This is a genomic window from Mycolicibacterium sp. MU0053 (assembly GCF_963378095.1).
GTDB classification, from domain to species: domain Bacteria; phylum Actinomycetota; class Actinomycetes; order Mycobacteriales; family Mycobacteriaceae; genus Mycobacterium; species Mycobacterium burgundiense.
Genome location: NZ_OY726397.1, coordinates 263624 through 281589, shown reverse-complemented (window position 1 = coordinate 281589; position 17966 = coordinate 263624). Strand labels below are relative to the sequence as shown.

The window sequence follows — 17966 nt, the reverse complement described above, 5'->3', positions numbered from 1 at the left end:
TTCGGTGCGCTCAGCGGCGCTCAGCGCCTCCCAGCGCACCGAAATCACTGCACGTCGACCCAGTCCAGGGTGCGTTGCACGGCCTTCTGCCAGCCCGCGTATCCGGTAGCCCGCTGCTCGTCGGTCCAGGCCGGGGCCCAACGCTTGTCCTCCAGCCAGTTGGCCCGCAACTCTTCGGGATCGGACCAGAAGCCCACGCCGAGCCCGGCCGCATACGCCGCGCCCAACGCGGTCGTCTCCGCCACAACGGGTTTCACCACCTCCACGCCCAGCACATCGGCCTGGATCTGCATGCACAGATCGTTGGCGGTGATACCGCCGTCGACCTTCAGCACCTCCAGATGCACCCCTGAGTCGGCCGCCATGGCGTCGACCACATCCCGGCTCTGATAGCAGATCGCCTCCAGCGCCGCGCGGGCCAGATGCGCGTTGGTGTTGAATCGCGACAGCCCGACGATCGCGCCGCGGGCATCGGAGCGCCAGTACGGCGCGAACAGCCCGGAGAAGGCCGGCACGAAGTACACGCCGCCGTTGTCCTCGACCTGGCGGGCCAGCGCCTCGCTTTGGGCCGCGCCGGAGATGATGCCGAGTTGGTCGCGCAGCCACTGGATGGCCGAACCGGTGACGGCGATCGAACCCTCCAGGGCGTAAACGGGTTTGGCGTCACCGAACTGGTAACACACCGTGGTGAGCAGACCGTTGTCGGACCGCACGATCTTCTCGCCGGTGTTGAGCAGCAGGAAGTTTCCGGTGCCGTAGGTGTTCTTGGCCTCCCCCGCGGTCAGGCACACCTGCCCCACCATCGCGGCCTGCTGATCGCCGAGGATGCCGGTGATCGGTATCTCGCTGGCCAGCGGTCCGCCGCCCTGGGTGACGCCGTACGGCTCCGACGACGATGATGGCGCAATCCGGGGCAGCATCTGCCGCGGGATGTCGAAGAACGACAACAGTTCGTCGTCCCAGTCGAGGGTCTCCAGATCCATCAGCATGGTGCGGCTGGCGTTGGTGACATCGGTGAGGTGCACCCCGCCGCGCGGCCCACCCGTCAGGTTCCACAACACCCAGGTGTCCGGTGTCCCGAAGATCGCATCGCCGCGCTCGGCGGCGGCGCGGACGCCGTCGACGTTCTCCAGGATCCACTGCACCTTGCCGGCCGAGAAGTAGGTGGCCGGCGGCAGCCCGGCCTTGCGCCGGATCACATCGCCGCGGCCGTCCCGGTCCAGCGCCGTCGCGATGCGGTCGGTGCGGGTGTCCTGCCAGACGATCGCGTTGTACAGCGGGCGTCCGGTGTGCCGGTCCCACACCAGCGCGGTCTCACGTTGGTTGGTGATCCCGAGTGCGGCCAGGTCCCGGGCCCGCAGCTTGGTGTTGTTGAGCGCGGTGGCCAACACCGAGGCGGTGCGTTCCCAGATCTCCACCGGATTGTGTTCGACCCAGCCGGCCCGCGGCAGCAGCTGCTCGTGTTCGAGTTGGTGCCGCCCGACCTCGCGCCCGGAATGGTCGAAGATCATCGCGCGGGTGCTGGTGGTGCCCTGGTCGATGGACGCAACAAAATCAGCCAACATCTCTCCTACCGCAGTCGGTGCCCGGTCCATGATCGCCCACCGGGGCCCTCGAATGGCCCGCAACCATCACATCAGCCCATACCATCGACGTGTGGGCGAAGAAGTCAAGAAGGCGAACTACACGCGCGCACATCGTCAGCAGTACCGGCGCAAGGTGCAACTGTGCCTGGACGTCTTCGAAACCATGCTTGCGCAGTCGAGTTTCGAATTCGACCGGCCGCTGACCGGGATGGAGATCGAGTGCAACCTGGTCGACGGCGACTACCAGCCCGCGATGACCAACACCGATGTGCTGGCCTCGATCGCCGATCCGGCCTATCAGACCGAATTGGGCGCCTACAACATCGAATTCAACGTTCCGCCGCGTCCGCTGCCCGGGCAATCCGCGTTGGAGCTGGAGAACGAGGTCCGTGCCAGCCTCAACGCCGCGGAGTCCAAGGCCGCCCGAAGCGGCGCACACATCGTCATGATCGGCATCCTGCCCACGCTGATGCCCGAGCACCTGACGCAGGGCTGGATGAGCGAGTCGACCCGCTACCAGGCCCTCAACGATTCGATCTTCACCGCGCGCGGCGAGGACATCCTGATCGACATCGACGGTCCGGAGCGGCTCTCGGTGCACGCCGAGACCATCGCGCCGGAATCCGCCTGCACCAGCATGCAACTGCACCTGCAGGTGTCGCCGTCCGGCTTCGCCGACAACTGGAACGCCGCGCAGGCGCTGGCGGGCGCCCAGCTGGCGGTGGGCTCCAATTCGCCGTACTTCTTCGGCCATCAGCTGTGGGCCGAGACCCGCATCGAGCTGTTCGCCCAGGCCACCGACACCCGGCCCGACGAACTCAAGGCGCAGGGCGTGCGGCCCCGGGTCTGGTTCGGGGAACGCTGGATCACCTCGATCTTCGATCTGTTCGAGGAGAACGTGCGCTACTTCCCGTCGCTGCTGCCCGAGGTCTCCGACGAGGACCCGCTGGCCGAACTGCAAGCGGGCCGCACCCCCGCGCTGTCGGAACTGCGCCTGCACAACGGCACCGTGTACCGGTGGAACCGGCCGGTCTATGACGTCGTCAACGGCCGCCCGCACCTGCGGGTCGAGAACCGGGTCCTGCCCGCCGGGCCGACGGTGATCGACATGATGGCCAACTCCGCCTTCTACTACGGCGTGCTGCGGACCCTGTCCGAGGAAGACCGCCCGATCTGGACGAAGATGAGTTTTGCTGCGGCGGAGGCGAATTTCGTGGCCGGCGCCCGCGACGGCATCGACGCGCAACTGTACTGGCCGGGACTGGGGTCGGTGACCGCGGACGAACTGGTGTTGCGGGAACTGTTGCCGATGGCGCACGAAGGACTGCGGCGCCGCGGGGTGGCCGCCGAGGTCCGGGATCGCTATCTGGGTGTCATCGAGGGGCGCGCCAAGTCCGGTCGTACCGGGGCCAATTGGCAGGTGGCCACGGTGCGCGCCCTGCAGGAACGCGGCCTGACCCGGCCCCAGGCCCTGGCCGAGATGCTGCGGCTGTACTGCGAGCGCATGCACAGCAACGCTCCCGTGCACACCTGGGACGGGCCCGCCCCCGCGTAACGTGGAATCCATGACCTTGGAAGGCATGGACTGGGACAGCGTCTACCGCGAAGAGGGCGATTTTCCGGGACCGCCGCCGTGGAACATCGGCGAACCGCAGCCCGAGCTGGCCGCGCTCATCGAGCAGGGCAAGATCACCGGCACCGTGCTGGACGCCGGGTGCGGCCACGCCGAGTTGTCGCTGGACCTGGCGGCGCGGGGGATGACGGTGGTCGGCATCGAGTTGACCCCGACGGCGGTGGCCGCGGCCCGCAAGACCGCCGAGGAGCGCGGGCTGACGACGGCCACGTTCGTGCAGGACGACATCACCACCTTCACCGGGTTCGACGAGAAGTTCGACACGATCGTCGACAGCACGCTGTTCCACTCGCTGCCCATCGAGGGCCGCGACGGTTATCAGCGCTCGGTGTACCGGGCCGCCGCACCGGGGGCCCGGTACTACATCCTGGTGTTCGCCAAGGGCGCGTTCCCGCCGGATGTCGAGACCAAGCCCAACGAGGTCGACGAGGCCGAACTACGCGCTGCGGTCGAAAAGTACTGGGAGATCGACGAGATCCGGCCGGCCGCCATTCACGCCAACATGCCGGACATCCCCGGCATGCCGGTGCCGCCGTTCCCGCGCGATGACAAGGGCCGGGTGCAGATGCCCGCGTTCCTGCTCAGCGCGCACAAGCCGGTCAGCCGCTGACCACCAGCGACAATCCGCGGTGATCGCGGGCGGCCCGCGGCCGCTTGCTGCCGGCCACCAGCCGGGCCACCGCGTCCTCCACGCCACGGGCGAACTCGTCGAGTTCGGGTACCGCGTCGAAGTCCGCGAGGATGCCGAAATACAGATGGTCGGCGTAGCTGAGCATCGCGACCCCGGTGCGCAACTGCATCGCGATCGGCGGCACCGGCAGCACCCCGATCACCTTGCGGCCCATGATCTGTAGCGGTTCACGCGGTCCGGGCACGTTGGTCGCCACCGCGGCCACGCCGCGTTGCGGCAATCGGGCCAGCAGCCGCACCGTCCACGCGGTCAGCGGGAACGGGACGCGGTCGGCCAGCGCGGTGAGGGCGCTGCCGGCCTGACGCTGGCCGGTGCTCTTCGTCCGGGTCAGCCTGGCATGCACCTGGCGCAACCGCTCGACCGGGTTGGCCTCGTCGACGGGCAGGAACGGCAGCATCAGCGAGACCCGGTTGTCGGTCTGGTCGAACGCGTCGGCCGCGCGCAGCGACACCGGCACCAGGGTGCGCAGCGAGTCGGGCGCCGGTTGTTCGCCGCGGCGGACCAGCAGGGCGCGATAGCTTTCGGTGAGCGCCGCCAGCGCGACATCGTTGATCGTGACGTCGAAGGCCTGGCACACCTGCCGGACGTCGTCGAGCGCCACCCGCGCCGCGCCGTAGCGCCGCAGCCCCGAGAGCGGACCGTTCAACGACGACGGGCTGGGTCGCAGCAGGCCGGTGGCGAGTTCGGCGGTGCCGCGTACCGTTCGCAGCGCGGCGGTGGTCAGGGCTCCCGACGCACCCCACATCCCGCCGAGCCACGCCAGCGCGGTGATGTCGGCGGGCGTCCGCAGCCCGGCCATCGAGGTTTCCTCGGCGGCCCGGCGCCGGCCGGCGAAGCTGTCGCGAACACCACCGTCGGACAGGCCGGTCAGCATGTGCACGGTGGCGATGCCGTCGGCGATGCAGTGATGGACCTTCATCAGCATCGCCCAGCGGTTGTCGCGCAGGCCTTCGATGACCCAGATCTCCCAGAGCGGGCCGCTGCGGTCCAGCCGCCAGGACATCACCTGTGCGACCAGGTCGTACAGCTCCCGGTCGCGGCCGGGCGCGGGCACCGCGATGCGCCGGACGTGGTTGTCCAGGTTGAAGTCCGGGTCGTCCACCCACTCGGGTGCGCGCAGGTCGAAGGGCCACCGACGCAACCGCTGCATGAATCGGGGACAGGCGCGGATACGTTCGGCCAGCGTCGCCAGCTGCGCCGCGGGATCGGGCAGCGGCCCCTCGAGAATGGCCAAGCCGCCGATGGCCAGACTGACGTGCGGGTCGGAGTCCTCGGCTTGCAGGAAACCCGCATCCAGGGTCGTCAAAGTGTTCATGGCCGACCACCTCCGAACTATGTGTGACGTTCGGTACCAGCATCCGCCGCGGAGGTGGCGCGGCGGCAGGGCCAGAAGTCCCTAGCTGCGCGGCGTTGGTGTATTGCCCGAGCTCCCCGGGGTGAGCGCCGTCAGCGCCGCGACCACCTGCTCGAGGTCCTCGACGGTGGCATCGACGTGCGGGGACAGCCGTAGCACGGGTCCGGTCAGCTCGAACGGCGCCCGGGCCGCCTCGGCCGCGGTGGTGACGATGCCGTGTTCGGCGATCAGCGCGGCGCGGATGGCGGCGGGGTCGAGGCCGTCGGGCGGGAGCAGCGTGGTGATGGCGGTCGGCTCGTCGGCGCGTTCCACCACCCGCCAACCGGCGACGCCGTCGAGCGCGGAACGGGTGGCCGCGCCCACCGCGGCCAGGCGCCGCCGCACCGCCGCCGGACCGGCGGCCATGATCTCGCCGATGGCCACCGAAAACCCCAGCCGGGCAGCCAGATTGGCCTCGACGTGCTCGAACGACTCCCACGCGCCGCCGGGGATGTCCCAGTCCGCCGGCGGGACCCGCCGCACCAGGGCCTGCGCGAGCTCGGGCGTCACGGCAAGGAATCCGACCCCGCGCGGGCCGGCCGACCACTTGCGCGACGACGAATACACCGCGGCCGCACCGACGGCGCAGTCCAGCTGGATCAGCGCTTGGGCGGCGTCGATCACCAGCGGGACGCCGTGCGCCGCGCACACCTGCGCCGCCTCGGCGATCGGCTGGGCGATGCCGCGATGGCTGGCCACGCCGTCCAGATGCACCAGGGCCGGCGGATCGCGCCGCAGCTCCCCCGCCAGCTCGGTCACCCGCAGTCGGCCGTCCGGCTCGACCGGGAGCGCACGGATGGTGAAGCCGTGCGCGGCCATCAATGCCAGGTTGGGCCCGAACTCCCCGGGCAGGCACGCCAGCGTGCGCTGCCCCGGCCAGGCCGCCAGCAGCAGATCCAGCGCATGGCAGGACCCGGTGGTGAACACGACGTCGGCCGCGGACATCCCGGTCAGCGCCCCGATCGCGGCGCGCCCGGCATCCAGCGCCGGCGCCGCGGCCTGGGCGGCCACATAGCCGCCGACCTCGGCCTCATGACGGGCGTGCTGGGCCGCCGCCTCGATGGCGGCATGCGATTGCCGTGCGCAGGCGGCCGAGTCCAGGTGCACGCCGGCCATCGCCGGCCGGGCCGCCCGCCAGTTCCGCGGCAGCTCCTGTTCGCTCACTTGACCGCCAGCGACAAGCCGAAATCCCCGGCCGGATCGGTCCACCAATGGGTCCGGGTCAGGCCCGCGGCGGCCAGTTCGGCGCCGATCCCGTCCTCGGTGAACTTGCAGGACACCTCGGTCAGTAGTTCTTCGTCGGCCGCGAAGTCGACCGCGAGATCCAGTTCCGCGATGTGAACCCGCTGTGCGCGGTCGGCCCGCAGCCACATCTCGATCCGGCGGGCCGCCGCGTTCCAGCGCGTGACGTGCCGGAAGGCCGCGAGGTCGAAATCGGCGCGCAACTCGCGATTGATCACGGCGAGCACATTGCGGTTGAACGCCGCCGTCACCCCGGCGCTGTCGTCATAGGCGCGCAGCAGGCGCGCGGTGTCCTTGACCAGATCGGTGCCCAGCAGCAGCCGCTCGCCGGGTCGCAGGTTCTCGGCCACCGCCGCCAGGAACGCCGACCGGGGACCGGGGGTGAGGTTGCCGATGGTCGAGCCCAGGAAGGCGACCAATCTGGTTCCGCCGGTGGGTATCTCGTCGAGGTGGCGTTCGAAGTCGCCGCAGACGGCGTTGATCTCCAGTCCCGGATACGCCTGCTGCAACGATGCGCCGGCCTGCGCCAGGATCGTGGCGTCGACGTCGAAGGGGACGAAGCGCCGCAGCGTGCCGGCAGCCCGCAGCGCGTCGAGCAGCATGCGGGTCTTCTCCGAGGTGCCGCTGCCCAGCTCGACCAGGGTGTCCGCGCCGCTGACCGCGGCGATTTCGGCCGCGCGTTCGGCGAGGATCGCCGCCTCGGTGCGGGTGGGATAGTACTCGGGCAGCCGGGTGATCCGGTCGAACAGCTCACTGCCGGCCGCATCGTAGAACCACTTGGGCGGCAACGATTTCGGCGTTCCGGTCAGGCCGTCGCGGACATCGTTGCGTAGCTCGCGGGCGGCGTGGTCGGCGGGCAGGTGATTGGAGAGCAGCACCGTCATGATCCCTTCAGCGCGGTCAGCGTCACCTGTCCGTCGTGAACCTCGACGAGGTGGCGGTCGGGGACGTCGGTCCAATCCGGGTGATCGTCGTAGGGTTCGCTGGCCAGCACCACCCCATCGGGGCGCCGCAGCACCGAGAGGGTGTCACCCCAGGTGGTCGCCAGCAGGCGGGAGCCGTCGGCGGCCAGGATGTTCAGCCGCGCATTCGGATCGTCGGCACCGACCTGCGCGACGGTGTCGGCGAGATTGTCCAGGCCGCGCGCGAAGAGGTGCGCGGCCAGCACCGCGCTGTCGACCACCGACTCGGTGGCCGAGGACGCCGGCAGCACCGCGCGGTCGACGATCCCGTTGTGCGACAACAGCCAGCGGCCGTCGCTGAACGGGGCACTGGCGCAGGATTCGATCGGCATGCCGATGGTCGCCGAGCGCACCGCGGCCACCACGCAGCCGCTCGACAACGCGGGCGCCACCGAGGCGAACGACGCGTCGCCCCACAGCGGGGCGGCGCTGCGCCACCGGGCCGGCCCGCCCGCGGGCAGGTCGGGTGAGTAGAACCCGACGCCCCAGCCGTCGGCGTTCATCAGCCCGTGCTTCTGCCGGCGCGGCGCATACGACTGCACCAGCAGGCCGTTGGGCGGTTCCAGCACCAGCGAATGCACCGACACCGGCGCGCCCAGCCAGCCCAGATGCCGACACATCAGCTGTCCCAGGCCAGTCGCACACCGGCGAAGATCTGCCGCCGGATCGGATGGTCCCAGTTGCGGAAGCTCGGTCGCAGGATGTCGGCGGCGACGGCCCACGACCCGCCGCGCAGCACGCGGTAGTCGCCGTCGAAGAAGGGCCGGCTGTAGCGCTCGTAGACCATCGGGGTGAAACCCGGCCACGGCCGCAGCGGCGAACTGGTCCACTCCCACACCTCGCCCAGCATCTGCTCGGCCCCGTAGGCCGACGCCCCGCCCGGGTAGGCGCCCACCGGGGCCGGCCGCAGCGCCGCGCCACCGAGGTTGGCGACCGTCGCATCCGGTGCTGCGTCCCCCCACGGGTAGCGCCGCCGGGTCGCGGTGTGCGGGTCCCACGCGCAGGCCTTCTCCCATTCCACCTCGGTGGGCAGCCGCGCACCGGCCCACGCGGCGTAGGCCTGCGCCTCGAAATACGTGATGTGCTGCACGGGTTCGTCGGCGGGGATGGGTTCGATGTGACCGAACCGGGTCCGCAGGCCGCCGCTCCAGAACTGGGGCGCGCGCAGACCCGCCTCGGTGCGGTGCGCCCAACCGCGCGGCGTCCACCACCGCGGTTCCTGATAGCCGCCGTCGTCGATGAACTGCTGCCATTCCGCGTTGGTGACCGGCACCCGACCGATGCGGAAGGCCGGCACGTCGACGACGTGCGCGGGCCGTTCGTTGTCCAGCGAATGCGGTTCCGCGGCGGCGTCGACGCCGAGCACGAACGGTCCGCCGGGAACCCGCACCGACGTGCCGGCCACTCCGGGTCGGGCCCCCGGAACCGGGTCTCCCGCGGGCAGGATCGGCGCGCCCGTGCGCAGATTCAGCGCCTGTAGCATGGTCTCGTCGTGTTGGTTCTCGTGGCTGATCACCAGGCCGAAGTCGAAGGCCGGGTCGTCCTCGGGCAGCCGGTCGAGAACGTCGAAAACCTGTTCCCGCACGGTCTTCAGATACGAGTGCGCCTGCCGCGGCGTCAGCAGCGGCAGGTCGGCACGGCTGGCGCGGGGATGGACGAAGGCGTCGTAGAGGCCCTCGATCCCGGGGTCCAGCAACCCCGGCACCTCCGGTCGGCCGTCGCGCAGCAGCCAGAGTTCCTCCTGTTGGGCGATGTGGGCGAGGTCCCACACCAGCGGGCTCATCAACGGGTGGTACTGCCGGTGCAGTTCGTCGTCGTCGAAGCGCGCCAGGCTCAGGGTCCGGTCCCGGGCCCGGGTGAGTCCGTCGGCGAGATGCTGGTGGGTGCTCACGGGTCTCCTTGCGCCAGTGCCACGGTGGCGGGTCCGATGCCGATCTGGACGGCGGTGTCGGCGAAGACGTCGGCAGGGCAGCGGCCGCGGTCGACGGCGTCTACGAGCAGGTTCATCGCCCCGGCGAGTTCCGGCGGCGCCAGCGCCGCCGCCGCCGCCACGCAGGCCACCGCGGCGTCGTAGATGTGCCGGTCCCGCAGCCCGAGGCGCGCCGCGGTGTCCCAGGCGGTCGCGACCGGCGCGACCGCCTCGGCGGCCACCGCGGCGGCGTCGGGGTCGTCGAGCAGGGTGGTCAGGGTGAACACCACCGCGGGCCACAGCGCATCGGGGACCGCGTCCAGATAGCGGATCTCCAGCCAGCCCCGGGGCCGCACGGGCGGGAACAGCGTCGTCAGGTGGTAGTCCAGGTCCGCGGTGGTGGGCCGGCGACCTCCGAGCAGCACCCGGCCGTCGACCCAGTCGGTGAAGGGCACCCAGTCCACGACGGGCACCGCCGCGGGGTCGCGCACCAGCATCACGGGCGCCTTCAGCGCGTAGCGCGCCCAGTCGGTGGCCGGATCCACCCCGCTGGCGCCGAGGACCGGCCCGCACCGCGCCGAGTCCAGCCGTCCCCAGACCTGTTGGCGGGTGGAGGCCCAGCCGGTGAACCGCCCGGACAGCAGCGGCGAGTTGGCGGCGATCGCGATCATCGTCGGTCCCAACGCGTGCGCGAGCCTTACTCTTCCGGCCCAGCCTTCACGCGGGCCCGCCTCGAGGTTGACCTGGATCGACGCCGTGGACGTCATCATCGCGTCGCCGGCCTCCGCGGTACCGCTGGCCGCGAAGAACTGCTCCATGGCCGCGTAGCGGTCGCCCGGGTTGATCCGCTGCGGGCGACGCAACGGGTCCGCGCCCAGCAACAGCAAGCCCAGCCCGGCCTCGGCGAACGCCGCGTGCAACACCGCGCGGTCGGCGCTCATCGCGGCGATCGCGGCCACCGGTCCGTCGGCCGGCGGTCCGGACAGTTCCACGGCCCCGCCCGGTTCGAGGGTGATCCGGCTTCGGCCCGGCAGCGGACCGATGTCGGCGATCACGGCGCCGATCTCGGACCAGGACGGCCGGCGCTGCGGATCGGACAGGTCGATGCAGTGCGCCTCGGTCTCCAGGCCGACCCGACCGACCTGCCCGTCGACGAGGCTGGCCGCGCTGATGTACTGCGCGGCCTCGGCCGACCCCACAAGCTCGTATGCGTCGTGCCGGTCGCGTGCCTCGCCGGGCGGTGCGACGACGAACGTCATGGGTCCATCCTCGACGATGGCACCGACAAGCGCCCGCCATTATCGACGGAAAGCTGGGCGCGGGCTTCCCGAATTATTGGCCCAGGCTGTTCTGCATGGCCCCGGCCAGCACGTTCACGGCCGGGCCGGCGTTGCCGGATTGGCACACCTTGGCCTGCAACACGACGTTCTCCCGCAGCCTGGTTTGGACGAAGCAGCGACGATCGGCGCCGGCGAGCTGCTTGACCCAGGCAGTGTCCGCGGCGCCCGCGGTGGCCCCGTTGAAGGTCCACACCTGCACCGCGCCGTTGTCCAGTCGCATGGTGGCGGTCTGGCCGTCGCAGCCGGCGCTGCGGTCGACGACGCGGTGGTAGGCCCGATTCGCCGCGTCCGAGTTGGCGAAGACACCGAGGGCCTGTTTGACGAAGTGGGTCTCGTCGGTCGGCGAGGTCTGCGCGGTCGCGCCGTTGAACGAGGCGAGGTCGGGGTCGTTGTAGACCTCGGGCAGGCCGATGTCGGCCCAGTTGTTGCAGGCCGGGACGTCCACGGAGAAGGCCTGGAACGGCGCACCGAACACCGACTCGGTCCGGATCGGTCCGCCCACGATGTTGCTCACCGATCCCTTGCCCAGGACCGCGTAGTTCACCACGCCCGGATCGGAGGGGCGCGCGTGCGCGGCCACCGCCGGGGTGAGGGCGAGCGCGAGCGCCGGGGCCAGGGTCAGAGTCAGGGCGCGCCGGAGGGTGGTCCGCACCGATCAGACCTTGGCCAGCAGCGTGACGTCGAAGTTGCCCCGGGTGGCCTTGGAGTACGGACACACGCCGTGGGCCTTGCGCATCAGCTCGTCGGCGTGCTGCTGCTCCAGGCCGGGCAGGTAGCCGACCAGCTCGGCGGTCAGCCCGAAGCCACCCTCGGCGTCCTTGCCGATGCCGATCCGGGCGGTGATGCCGCTGGCATCGTCGAGCGCGACCTTCTCGCCCTTGGCCACCAGGCGCAGCGCGCTCAGGAAGCAGGCCGCATAGCCCGCGGCGAACAGCAGTTCGGGGTTGACGCCCTCGCCGCTGCCGCCCATCTCCTTGGGCGCGCGGGTGTCCAGGTCGATCTGTCCGTCGGTGGATCTGACGTGGCCGTCCCGCCCGCCGCCGGACGCGGTGGATTCCGCGGTGTAAACGACATCGATGCTCATGCGTGCACTCCTGTTCGTGGTCGACGACGAGTGTCCGCTTCCGATCATGCCAGCCGCGACGTCCGGTGGCAGGGCCCCGCGGGGGATCGCTCAGCGGTACTGCGCGACCCGCGCGGCGTAGTCGTCGAGCAGCCGCAGCGATTCATCCCGCGGTACGGTCGGCAACATCAGGCCCAGCTGATCGAATCCGAGTTCCTCTGCGGCACGCCAATATTCGGGATCGATCGGCGCGCCGAACATGGCCAGTGGCACGTCGCCACCGCTGCCGTCGCGCATCGCGTCGATGAGCGTGGCCAGTCGCTCGGGCGGCAACGGATTGGAAATCCAACCGGCACCATGGCGAATCACCCGCCGGACCGTGGCGTCGGAACCACCGCCGATGAAGATCGGCGGATGTGGTTGCCGGACCGGCTTGGGCCGCATGTAGAGCGGCTCGAAATCGACGTGCTTGCCGTGATATTCGGCGGGTTCGGTGGTCCACAGCGCCTTGATCGCCTCGATCCGTTCATCCAGGAGCGCACCCCGCGTCTTCGGATTCGTGCCGTGCTGGCGCATCTCCTCGAGGTTCCAGCCGGCGCCCACACCGAGGACGAACCGGCCGCCGGAGACCAGGTCGATGCTGGCGGCCTCCTTCGCCGTGATGATCGGGTCGCGCTGGATGAGCAGCGCGACGCCGGTGATCAGTTCGATCGTGGAGGTCACCGCCGCCGCGGCCGCGAGCGTGACGAACGGATCCAGGCTGCGGTAGTACTTCGCGGGCATCTCGCCGCCGCCCGGGAACGGCGACTCCCGCCGCGCCGGGATCTGGGTGTGCTCGGCGACCGACAGCGCCGTGAAGCCTCGCTCCTCGATCGCGCGGGCCAGCGATACCGGGTCGATTCCGTCGTCGGCGACGAACGTGGAGATTCCGAACTTCATGGGTGCACCCGCATCTGTTCTGTGGTCTGCCGTGGCGGCCGCCAGCGTGCTCGACGATGCAACGCCCGCCGGACCCAGGCTAATCCCGCGTTTCGTGATTCCGGGCCACGGGTATCCGAGCGCACGGTGGGAACAGCATGACGGAAACCAGAGACGGCATCGTTGAACCGTGGGGCAGCCGAACGCCCTATGGCAGAGGTGAGACCTGGCCGCAGCGGGTCGACACCCATCTGCAGGAGGGCGTCCGACCGGACCAGGTGCAGCGGTGGGTGCAATCGGCGGCGGTGCTGCATTCCAATGGTGACGGGATCGACATCGCGGTCCGCGACGGCCGCATCGTCGGTGTGCGTGGTCGCGCTGTGGACCGAGTGAACCACGGCCGCGTGGACGTGAAGGACCTGTTCGGCTGGCAGGCCAACGCCGCGCGCGACCGGTTGACCACTCCCTTGGTGCGCCGCGACGGGCGGCTGGTCGAATCCGACTGGGACACCGCGATGAACGACATCGTCGGTCACAGCCGACGGTTGCTGAGCGAGCACGGGCCCAGCTCGATCGGCTTCTACACCTCTGGGCAGTTGTTCCTCGAGGAGTACTACACCCAGGGTGTCATCGCGCACGGGGCGATCGGCACCAACCACGTCGACGGCAATACCCGGCTGTGCACCGCCACCGCGGGCGAGGCACTGAAAGAGTCGTTCGGCTGCGACGGCCAACCCGGTTCCTACGCCGACGTCGACCACGCCGACGTCATTGCGCTCTACGGACACAACGTCGCCGAAACACAGACCGTGCTGTGGATGCGCATGCTCGACCGGTTGGCGGGCACCGATCCGCCGGCGATCGTCTGTGTGGATCCGCGGCCCACGCCCGTCGCTGCGCGCGCCACCGTCCATCTGGCGCCGCTGCCCGGCACCAACGTCGCTCTGATGAACGGGCTGCTCCACGAGATCCTTCGCCACGACTGGGTGGACCATGCCTACGTCGAGGCGCACACCGTCGGCTACCACGAACTGCGCAAGCGGGTAGCGGAATTCCCGCCCGAGCGCGTCGCGCGGATCTGCCGGATCGAGGCCGCCGAGCTACAACGCGCCGCCGAGATCATCGGCACCGCCGAGCGGTTGCTCTCGACGGTGTTGCAGGGGTTCTACCAATCACACCAGGCCACCGCCGCTGCCGTCCAGGTGAACAACGTGCATCTGGTGCGCGGGATGCTCGGCAAACCCGGGTGTGGAATCCTGCAGATGAACGGCCAGCCCACCGCCGAGAACACCCGGGAATGCGGCGCCGATGGCGACCTGGCGGGATTCCGGAATTGGGCCAATGACTCCCACATCGCGGAACTGGCCGAGCTGTGGAACCTCGAGCCGCTCCAGATCCCGCACTACGGCCCGCCGACGCACTGCATGCAGATGCTGCGTTACGCCGAGGAGGGCACGCTGCGCATGCTGTGGGTGACCGCGACGAACCCCGCGGTGTCACTTCCGGAACTGTCCCGGATCCGGCGCATCCTGGCCCAACCGCGACTGTTCCTGGTGGTGCAGGACATCTTCTTGACCGAGACCGCTGAACTCGCCGATGTGGTGCTGCCCGCCGCGGCATGGGCCGAGAAGACCGGCACCTTCACCAATACCGATCGCACCGTGCACATTTCGGAGCAGGCGATCGACCCGCCGGGTCAAGCGCGCAGCGATCTGGAGATCTTCCTGGACTACGCGCGCCGGATGGATTTTCGCGACAAGGACGGCGGCCCACTACCGGCCTGGAACAGCGCAGAGGAGGCTTTCGAGGCGTGGAAGCGCTGCAGTGCGGGGCGTCCCTGCGACTACACCGGACTGAGCTATGAAAAGTTGCGCGGCGGCAGCGGCATCCAATGGCCCTGCAACGACGAACATCCCGACGGTACCGAACGGTTGTATGCCGACGGAAAGTTCTGGGCCGCACCGGACTACTGCGAGGCCTACGGCAAGGACCTGATCACCGGGGCCCCGTTGGAACCCACCGAATACCGCGCGATGAATCCGCACGGCAAGGCGATCATCAAGGCCGCCGAGTACGTCCCGGCGCATGAGCGGCCGTCTTCGGAGTATCCGTTTGCGCTGATCACCGGGCGCACCGTGTATCACTTCCACACCCGCACCAAGACCGGCCGAACACCGGAACTCAACGCCGCCGCCCCGCAGGTCTGGGTCGAGATCTCAGGCGCCGATGCTCGGCGGCTCGGGATCGCCGCTAGCGATCTGGTGGAGATTCGCACTCCGCGCGGTTGCGTCCTGGCGGCGGCACGGATCACCGAAATCCGTTCCGGCGTGGTCTTTCTGCCGTTCCACTACGGTTACTGGGACCGTCCTTCCCAGGCGGGTGGACATCACCGGGCCGCCAACGAACTCACGCTCACCGATTGGGATCCGGTGTCCAAGCAGCCGGTGTTCAAGACTGCGGCGGCCGCACTGCGCAGAGTCGGGCCCGGGCGGGGACCGGCACCGGGTCCCGTCGGCGGCCCGACGGCCGCGGTGATCGAGGATGTCGAGGGGACCGACGGATCATGAGCAAGGTCGCCCTGGCCATCGCCGAGTTGCACCGCAGCGAGCGGGTGCTGGCGCGTGCGTTGCGCGCCACCGCCGCGCGCCATCACAGCGACCAGGACATCAGCCATCTCGCCCAGGACCTGGCGGCATGGTCGGACGACCACGTCAAGGAACTGGCCGACCACGGCCGCCACTACGGGCTGCGCTTGTCGGCGCGCCGACGCCGGTTGTGGTTGAGCCCCGGATTCACCGAGCGGATCAGCGCGGCGTTGCGTCGGCGTCCGGAACCGGCCCTGTTGTTACTGGCCGATCTGCGCCGGATCCACCGGGCGGCTGCGGGAGTGTCCCTGGATTGGGAGCTTCTCGGTCAGGCCGCCCAGGCCACCAAGAACCACGAGTTGTTGGCGCTGACCGCACGCTGCCACCCGCAGTCGCTGCGTCAGATGCGGTGGTCCAACGCGATGCTGAAGGAGCTTTCGCCCCAGGCTCTGAGCACCTGAGGTGCGGGGTGCGCTCAGCGGCCCGGCGCGGTGGTGCTCGGTCCTGCGCCGGGCGCCGGGTCGCCGGGAGCGTTTCCGGGCCCGGGCCACATGTGGCCTTCGCGGACGCCGTCCGGGCGCAGCATCGGCGGCGCCATCGGCCCGCCCCGGTCCTGCATCATCATCCCCGGGTGGTGCCGAAAGTGCCCGTGTCCGCCGTCGGAGGCCCTGCCGAGAACAAAGCCGGCGAAGAAGACGGTCCCGGCAATGACCAGCACACCGGCCACGATCGCGACCCACGCCGCGACCTGGTAGAGCCGGTTGGGTCGGTGGTGGTCCGCCGCCACGACTGGTTGCGGCGGGCGTGGGCGAGGTGGCGACGCGGGGTCCAGCGGACCCGTGGGTTCGTTGGCGTGTTCGGGGGTTTCACTCATAGCGACCATGATCCCTGGCGCAGACGATGCCTCGACTGGGTTGGGGTTATGAATTCGCTGTGAAGCACGGGTAGCCCCCAGCGGCGCAAGTGCGGTTCCGGCTACGCCCCCAGGTATTCAACGGCGAAGCTGCGCGCGCGGCCGGGGTGCGCCTCGATTTGCACGTAGTCAACTACTCATGTCGAGCGGCGCTCATTGAGCGACGCTTTCCTTCCCAGCAAACAACGGAAAGGGCGAAGACCATGAACATCACACATCATCCGAAACTGGGTGGCTCGTTGCGGGTAGCGATGGCACGGGCATCGGGGAGCGTCGTTTTGGTAGGCCTGCTTGTCGGCGTGAACGTGGGTGTTGTGGCGAGCCCGGCATCGGCGCATGCACGGTGCGACGGCAAATCGCATTCGCACTACTACTGGACCGGGAACACCGCGTTCTGGACACACAGTGGGTATACGAAGCAGAAACTTCGGTGGCAACCGGATATCACATGGGCACACGCCCGCAGCTCTCGTGGGGAATCCCACTCGAACGCGTGTTACTGGTGAATTCCGCGGCATCGCGCTGCGGAATGTACTGCGGCGAGCCTCGCCGTCACGCACGGCTAAAAAAACCCGCCCGACCAGGGCTTGAACGGGTGCACCGCGAACTGGATGACCCGATACGGCGAGCGGTCCCGCGACTCGGTGTTCCACTGGCTGACGAACACCCGGACGTCCTCGAGGCTCGACGCCGGCGAAAGGTAGCCGCCATAGGGCTGGGCCAGCCGGTTGTCCTCCGGCGCCGGCAGGTGTTCGGCCGGTTCGGGCCAGACGTCGGCGCGCACCACGGTGGTCACCGGTGCGCTGCCCAACTGCGTCGGATTGTCGGCGACCCGCACCTCCATGTTGCCGGTGCTGGCGTTGAAGTAGGACAGCACGGTCTTGCCGTCGATCTGCCGGATGCTCATCTCGCCCACCAGATCGGGCCACAGTGGGGTCGGGGGCTTACCCCAGCCGCCGTCGGCGCCCGGTAACCCCGACCAGCCCTGCCACTTGGCGCGGTCGGTGAAGTCCGCCGGCGGCACGCGATACAGCGACACCGGGGCGCTGCGGTCGAAACTGTTGGCGACGATGTACACCCAGCCCGTGACGGAGTCCGCGGTGGGGATCGGGTCGTAGTAGCCGCTGACTTGGGATTGCCGGCCCGCCGCGTAGTCGGCCGGGCGCTGTGAGCCCGGGACGGTCTGCCAACCGTGTTGTGCGGCTTCGGCTTTCACCAGCCGCGACCCTTGCGGGACCAACCGGTGCGTGGTGGTGATCAGCAGGTAATTCTGCCGGTTGATCTCGACCACCCCCGACGGCAACTGCGAGAAGCCCGGCCGCGTCGGCTCGGCCAGTAGCGGTTGGTCCACGCCGGTGACGCCGGTGTAGCGGATCCCCTCCGGGGCATCCAGTGACGCGCGGTCCACATGCATCGCAATCGGCGAGAACCACCGACCCAACCCCACGCCCTGACCGGCGAAGCTGTCGCCGCACACCTGCAGCAGTTCGGTGGGGAACTCCATGAATTCGCACAGGTCGGTCGCGCCGATCCCGTAATCGCGCGTCGGCGTCCCGGTGCCGGCGATGGGACCGACACGGATCACCTGCCCGGGCTGCAGCGGCTGCACCGGAACATCAGGAGTCGCATGCGCGCCCGGCGCGCACACCACGGCCAACCACAGCGCCGAGATTGCCAGAATGCCGAAACCCACTCGCACTTTGCGGCCCAAACTCACGTTTCGGCGCATTG

16 protein-coding genes are annotated in these 17966 nt (G+C 69.7%); 4 read left to right on the top strand and 12 right to left on the bottom strand.

From position 1 onward, the window contains the following. Positions 1-44: 44 nt before the first annotated feature. Positions 45-1562, bottom strand: coding sequence for a glycerol kinase GlpK (gene glpK, locus RCP80_RS01265; RefSeq protein WP_308480619.1), 1518 nt, complete (start codon positions 1560-1562; stop codon positions 45-47). Positions 1563-1656: 94 nt separating this feature from the next. Here glpK and RCP80_RS01260 point away from each other — a divergent pair, with 94 nt between their 5' ends. After that, positions 1657-3141 (top strand): glutamate-cysteine ligase family protein, encoded by a 1485-nt coding sequence (locus RCP80_RS01260; RefSeq protein WP_308480618.1) that lies wholly within the window; start codon positions 1657-1659, stop codon positions 3139-3141. 25 nt (positions 3142-3166) lie between these two features. Continuing rightward, complete coding sequence (locus RCP80_RS01255; protein ID WP_308482653.1) at positions 3167-3829, top strand: class I SAM-dependent methyltransferase; 663 nt, start codon at positions 3167-3169, stop codon at positions 3827-3829. Here RCP80_RS01255 and RCP80_RS01250 read toward each other — a convergent pair. The 9 genes from RCP80_RS01250 to RCP80_RS01210 all read right to left on the bottom strand — a co-directional run bounded on the left by RCP80_RS01250 (position 3819) and on the right by RCP80_RS01210 (position 12758). Further along, positions 3819-5225 (bottom strand): WS/DGAT/MGAT family O-acyltransferase, encoded by a 1407-nt coding sequence (locus tag RCP80_RS01250; protein WP_308480617.1) that lies wholly within the window; start codon positions 5223-5225, stop codon positions 3819-3821. The two genes, RCP80_RS01255 and RCP80_RS01250, sit on opposite strands and share 11 nt — an antisense overlap. An 81-nt stretch (positions 5226-5306) precedes the next feature. Then, entirely contained in the window at positions 5307-6419 is a 1113-nt protein-coding gene (gene egtE / locus RCP80_RS01245; protein ID WP_373693498.1) for an ergothioneine biosynthesis PLP-dependent enzyme EgtE, read from the bottom strand. A gap of 44 nt (positions 6420-6463) precedes the next feature. Beyond that, positions 6464-7429: an L-histidine N(alpha)-methyltransferase gene (egtD, locus tag RCP80_RS01240; RefSeq protein WP_308480615.1), complete on the bottom strand. Its 966-nt coding sequence runs from the start codon at positions 7427-7429 to the stop codon at positions 6464-6466. Beyond that, positions 7426-8127, bottom strand: a complete 702-nt coding sequence (egtC, locus tag RCP80_RS01235; protein ID WP_308480614.1) for an ergothioneine biosynthesis protein EgtC — start codon at positions 8125-8127, stop codon at positions 7426-7428. The genes egtD and egtC overlap by 4 nt, the downstream gene beginning before the upstream one ends. After that, entirely contained in the window at positions 8127-9398 is a 1272-nt protein-coding gene (egtB, locus tag RCP80_RS01230) for an ergothioneine biosynthesis protein EgtB (protein WP_308480613.1), read from the bottom strand. Before egtB ends, egtC begins: the two co-directional genes overlap by 1 nt. After that, complete coding sequence (gene egtA / locus RCP80_RS01225; protein WP_308480612.1) at positions 9395-10675, bottom strand: ergothioneine biosynthesis glutamate--cysteine ligase EgtA; 1281 nt, start codon at positions 10673-10675, stop codon at positions 9395-9397. Before egtA ends, egtB begins: the two co-directional genes overlap by 4 nt. A gap of 73 nt (positions 10676-10748) precedes the next feature. Then, positions 10749-11408: a sensor domain-containing protein gene (locus RCP80_RS01220; RefSeq protein ID WP_373693428.1), complete on the bottom strand. Its 660-nt coding sequence runs from the start codon at positions 11406-11408 to the stop codon at positions 10749-10751. A 3-nt stretch (positions 11409-11411) separates the two neighbouring features. Beyond that, the gene (locus tag RCP80_RS01215; RefSeq protein ID WP_308480611.1) at positions 11412-11840 is read right to left on the bottom strand and encodes an organic hydroperoxide resistance protein; all 429 of its coding nucleotides are present in this window, start codon (positions 11838-11840) and stop codon (positions 11412-11414) included. 90 nt (positions 11841-11930) lie between these two features. Next, positions 11931-12758: an LLM class F420-dependent oxidoreductase gene (locus RCP80_RS01210; protein WP_308480610.1), complete on the bottom strand. Its 828-nt coding sequence runs from the start codon at positions 12756-12758 to the stop codon at positions 11931-11933. A gap of 137 nt (positions 12759-12895) precedes the next feature. Between RCP80_RS01210 and RCP80_RS01205 the strand changes: the two genes are divergently transcribed. After that, positions 12896-15304: a molybdopterin oxidoreductase family protein gene (locus tag RCP80_RS01205; protein WP_308480608.1), complete on the top strand. Its 2409-nt coding sequence runs from the start codon at positions 12896-12898 to the stop codon at positions 15302-15304. After that, entirely contained in the window at positions 15301-15783 is a 483-nt protein-coding gene (locus RCP80_RS01200; RefSeq protein ID WP_308480607.1) for a hypothetical protein, read from the top strand. Before RCP80_RS01205 ends, RCP80_RS01200 begins: the two co-directional genes overlap by 4 nt. Positions 15784-15797: 14 nt before the next feature. On the opposite strand, the gene RCP80_RS01195 is transcribed toward RCP80_RS01200, so the two are convergent. Further along, positions 15798-16196: a hypothetical protein gene (locus tag RCP80_RS01195; RefSeq protein ID WP_308480605.1), complete on the bottom strand. Its 399-nt coding sequence runs from the start codon at positions 16194-16196 to the stop codon at positions 15798-15800. A gap of 601 nt (positions 16197-16797) precedes the next feature. Further along, positions 16798-17892 (bottom strand): DUF4185 domain-containing protein, encoded by a 1095-nt coding sequence (locus RCP80_RS01190; RefSeq protein ID WP_373693497.1) that lies wholly within the window; start codon positions 17890-17892, stop codon positions 16798-16800. Between the last annotated feature and the right edge of the window lie 74 nt (positions 17893-17966).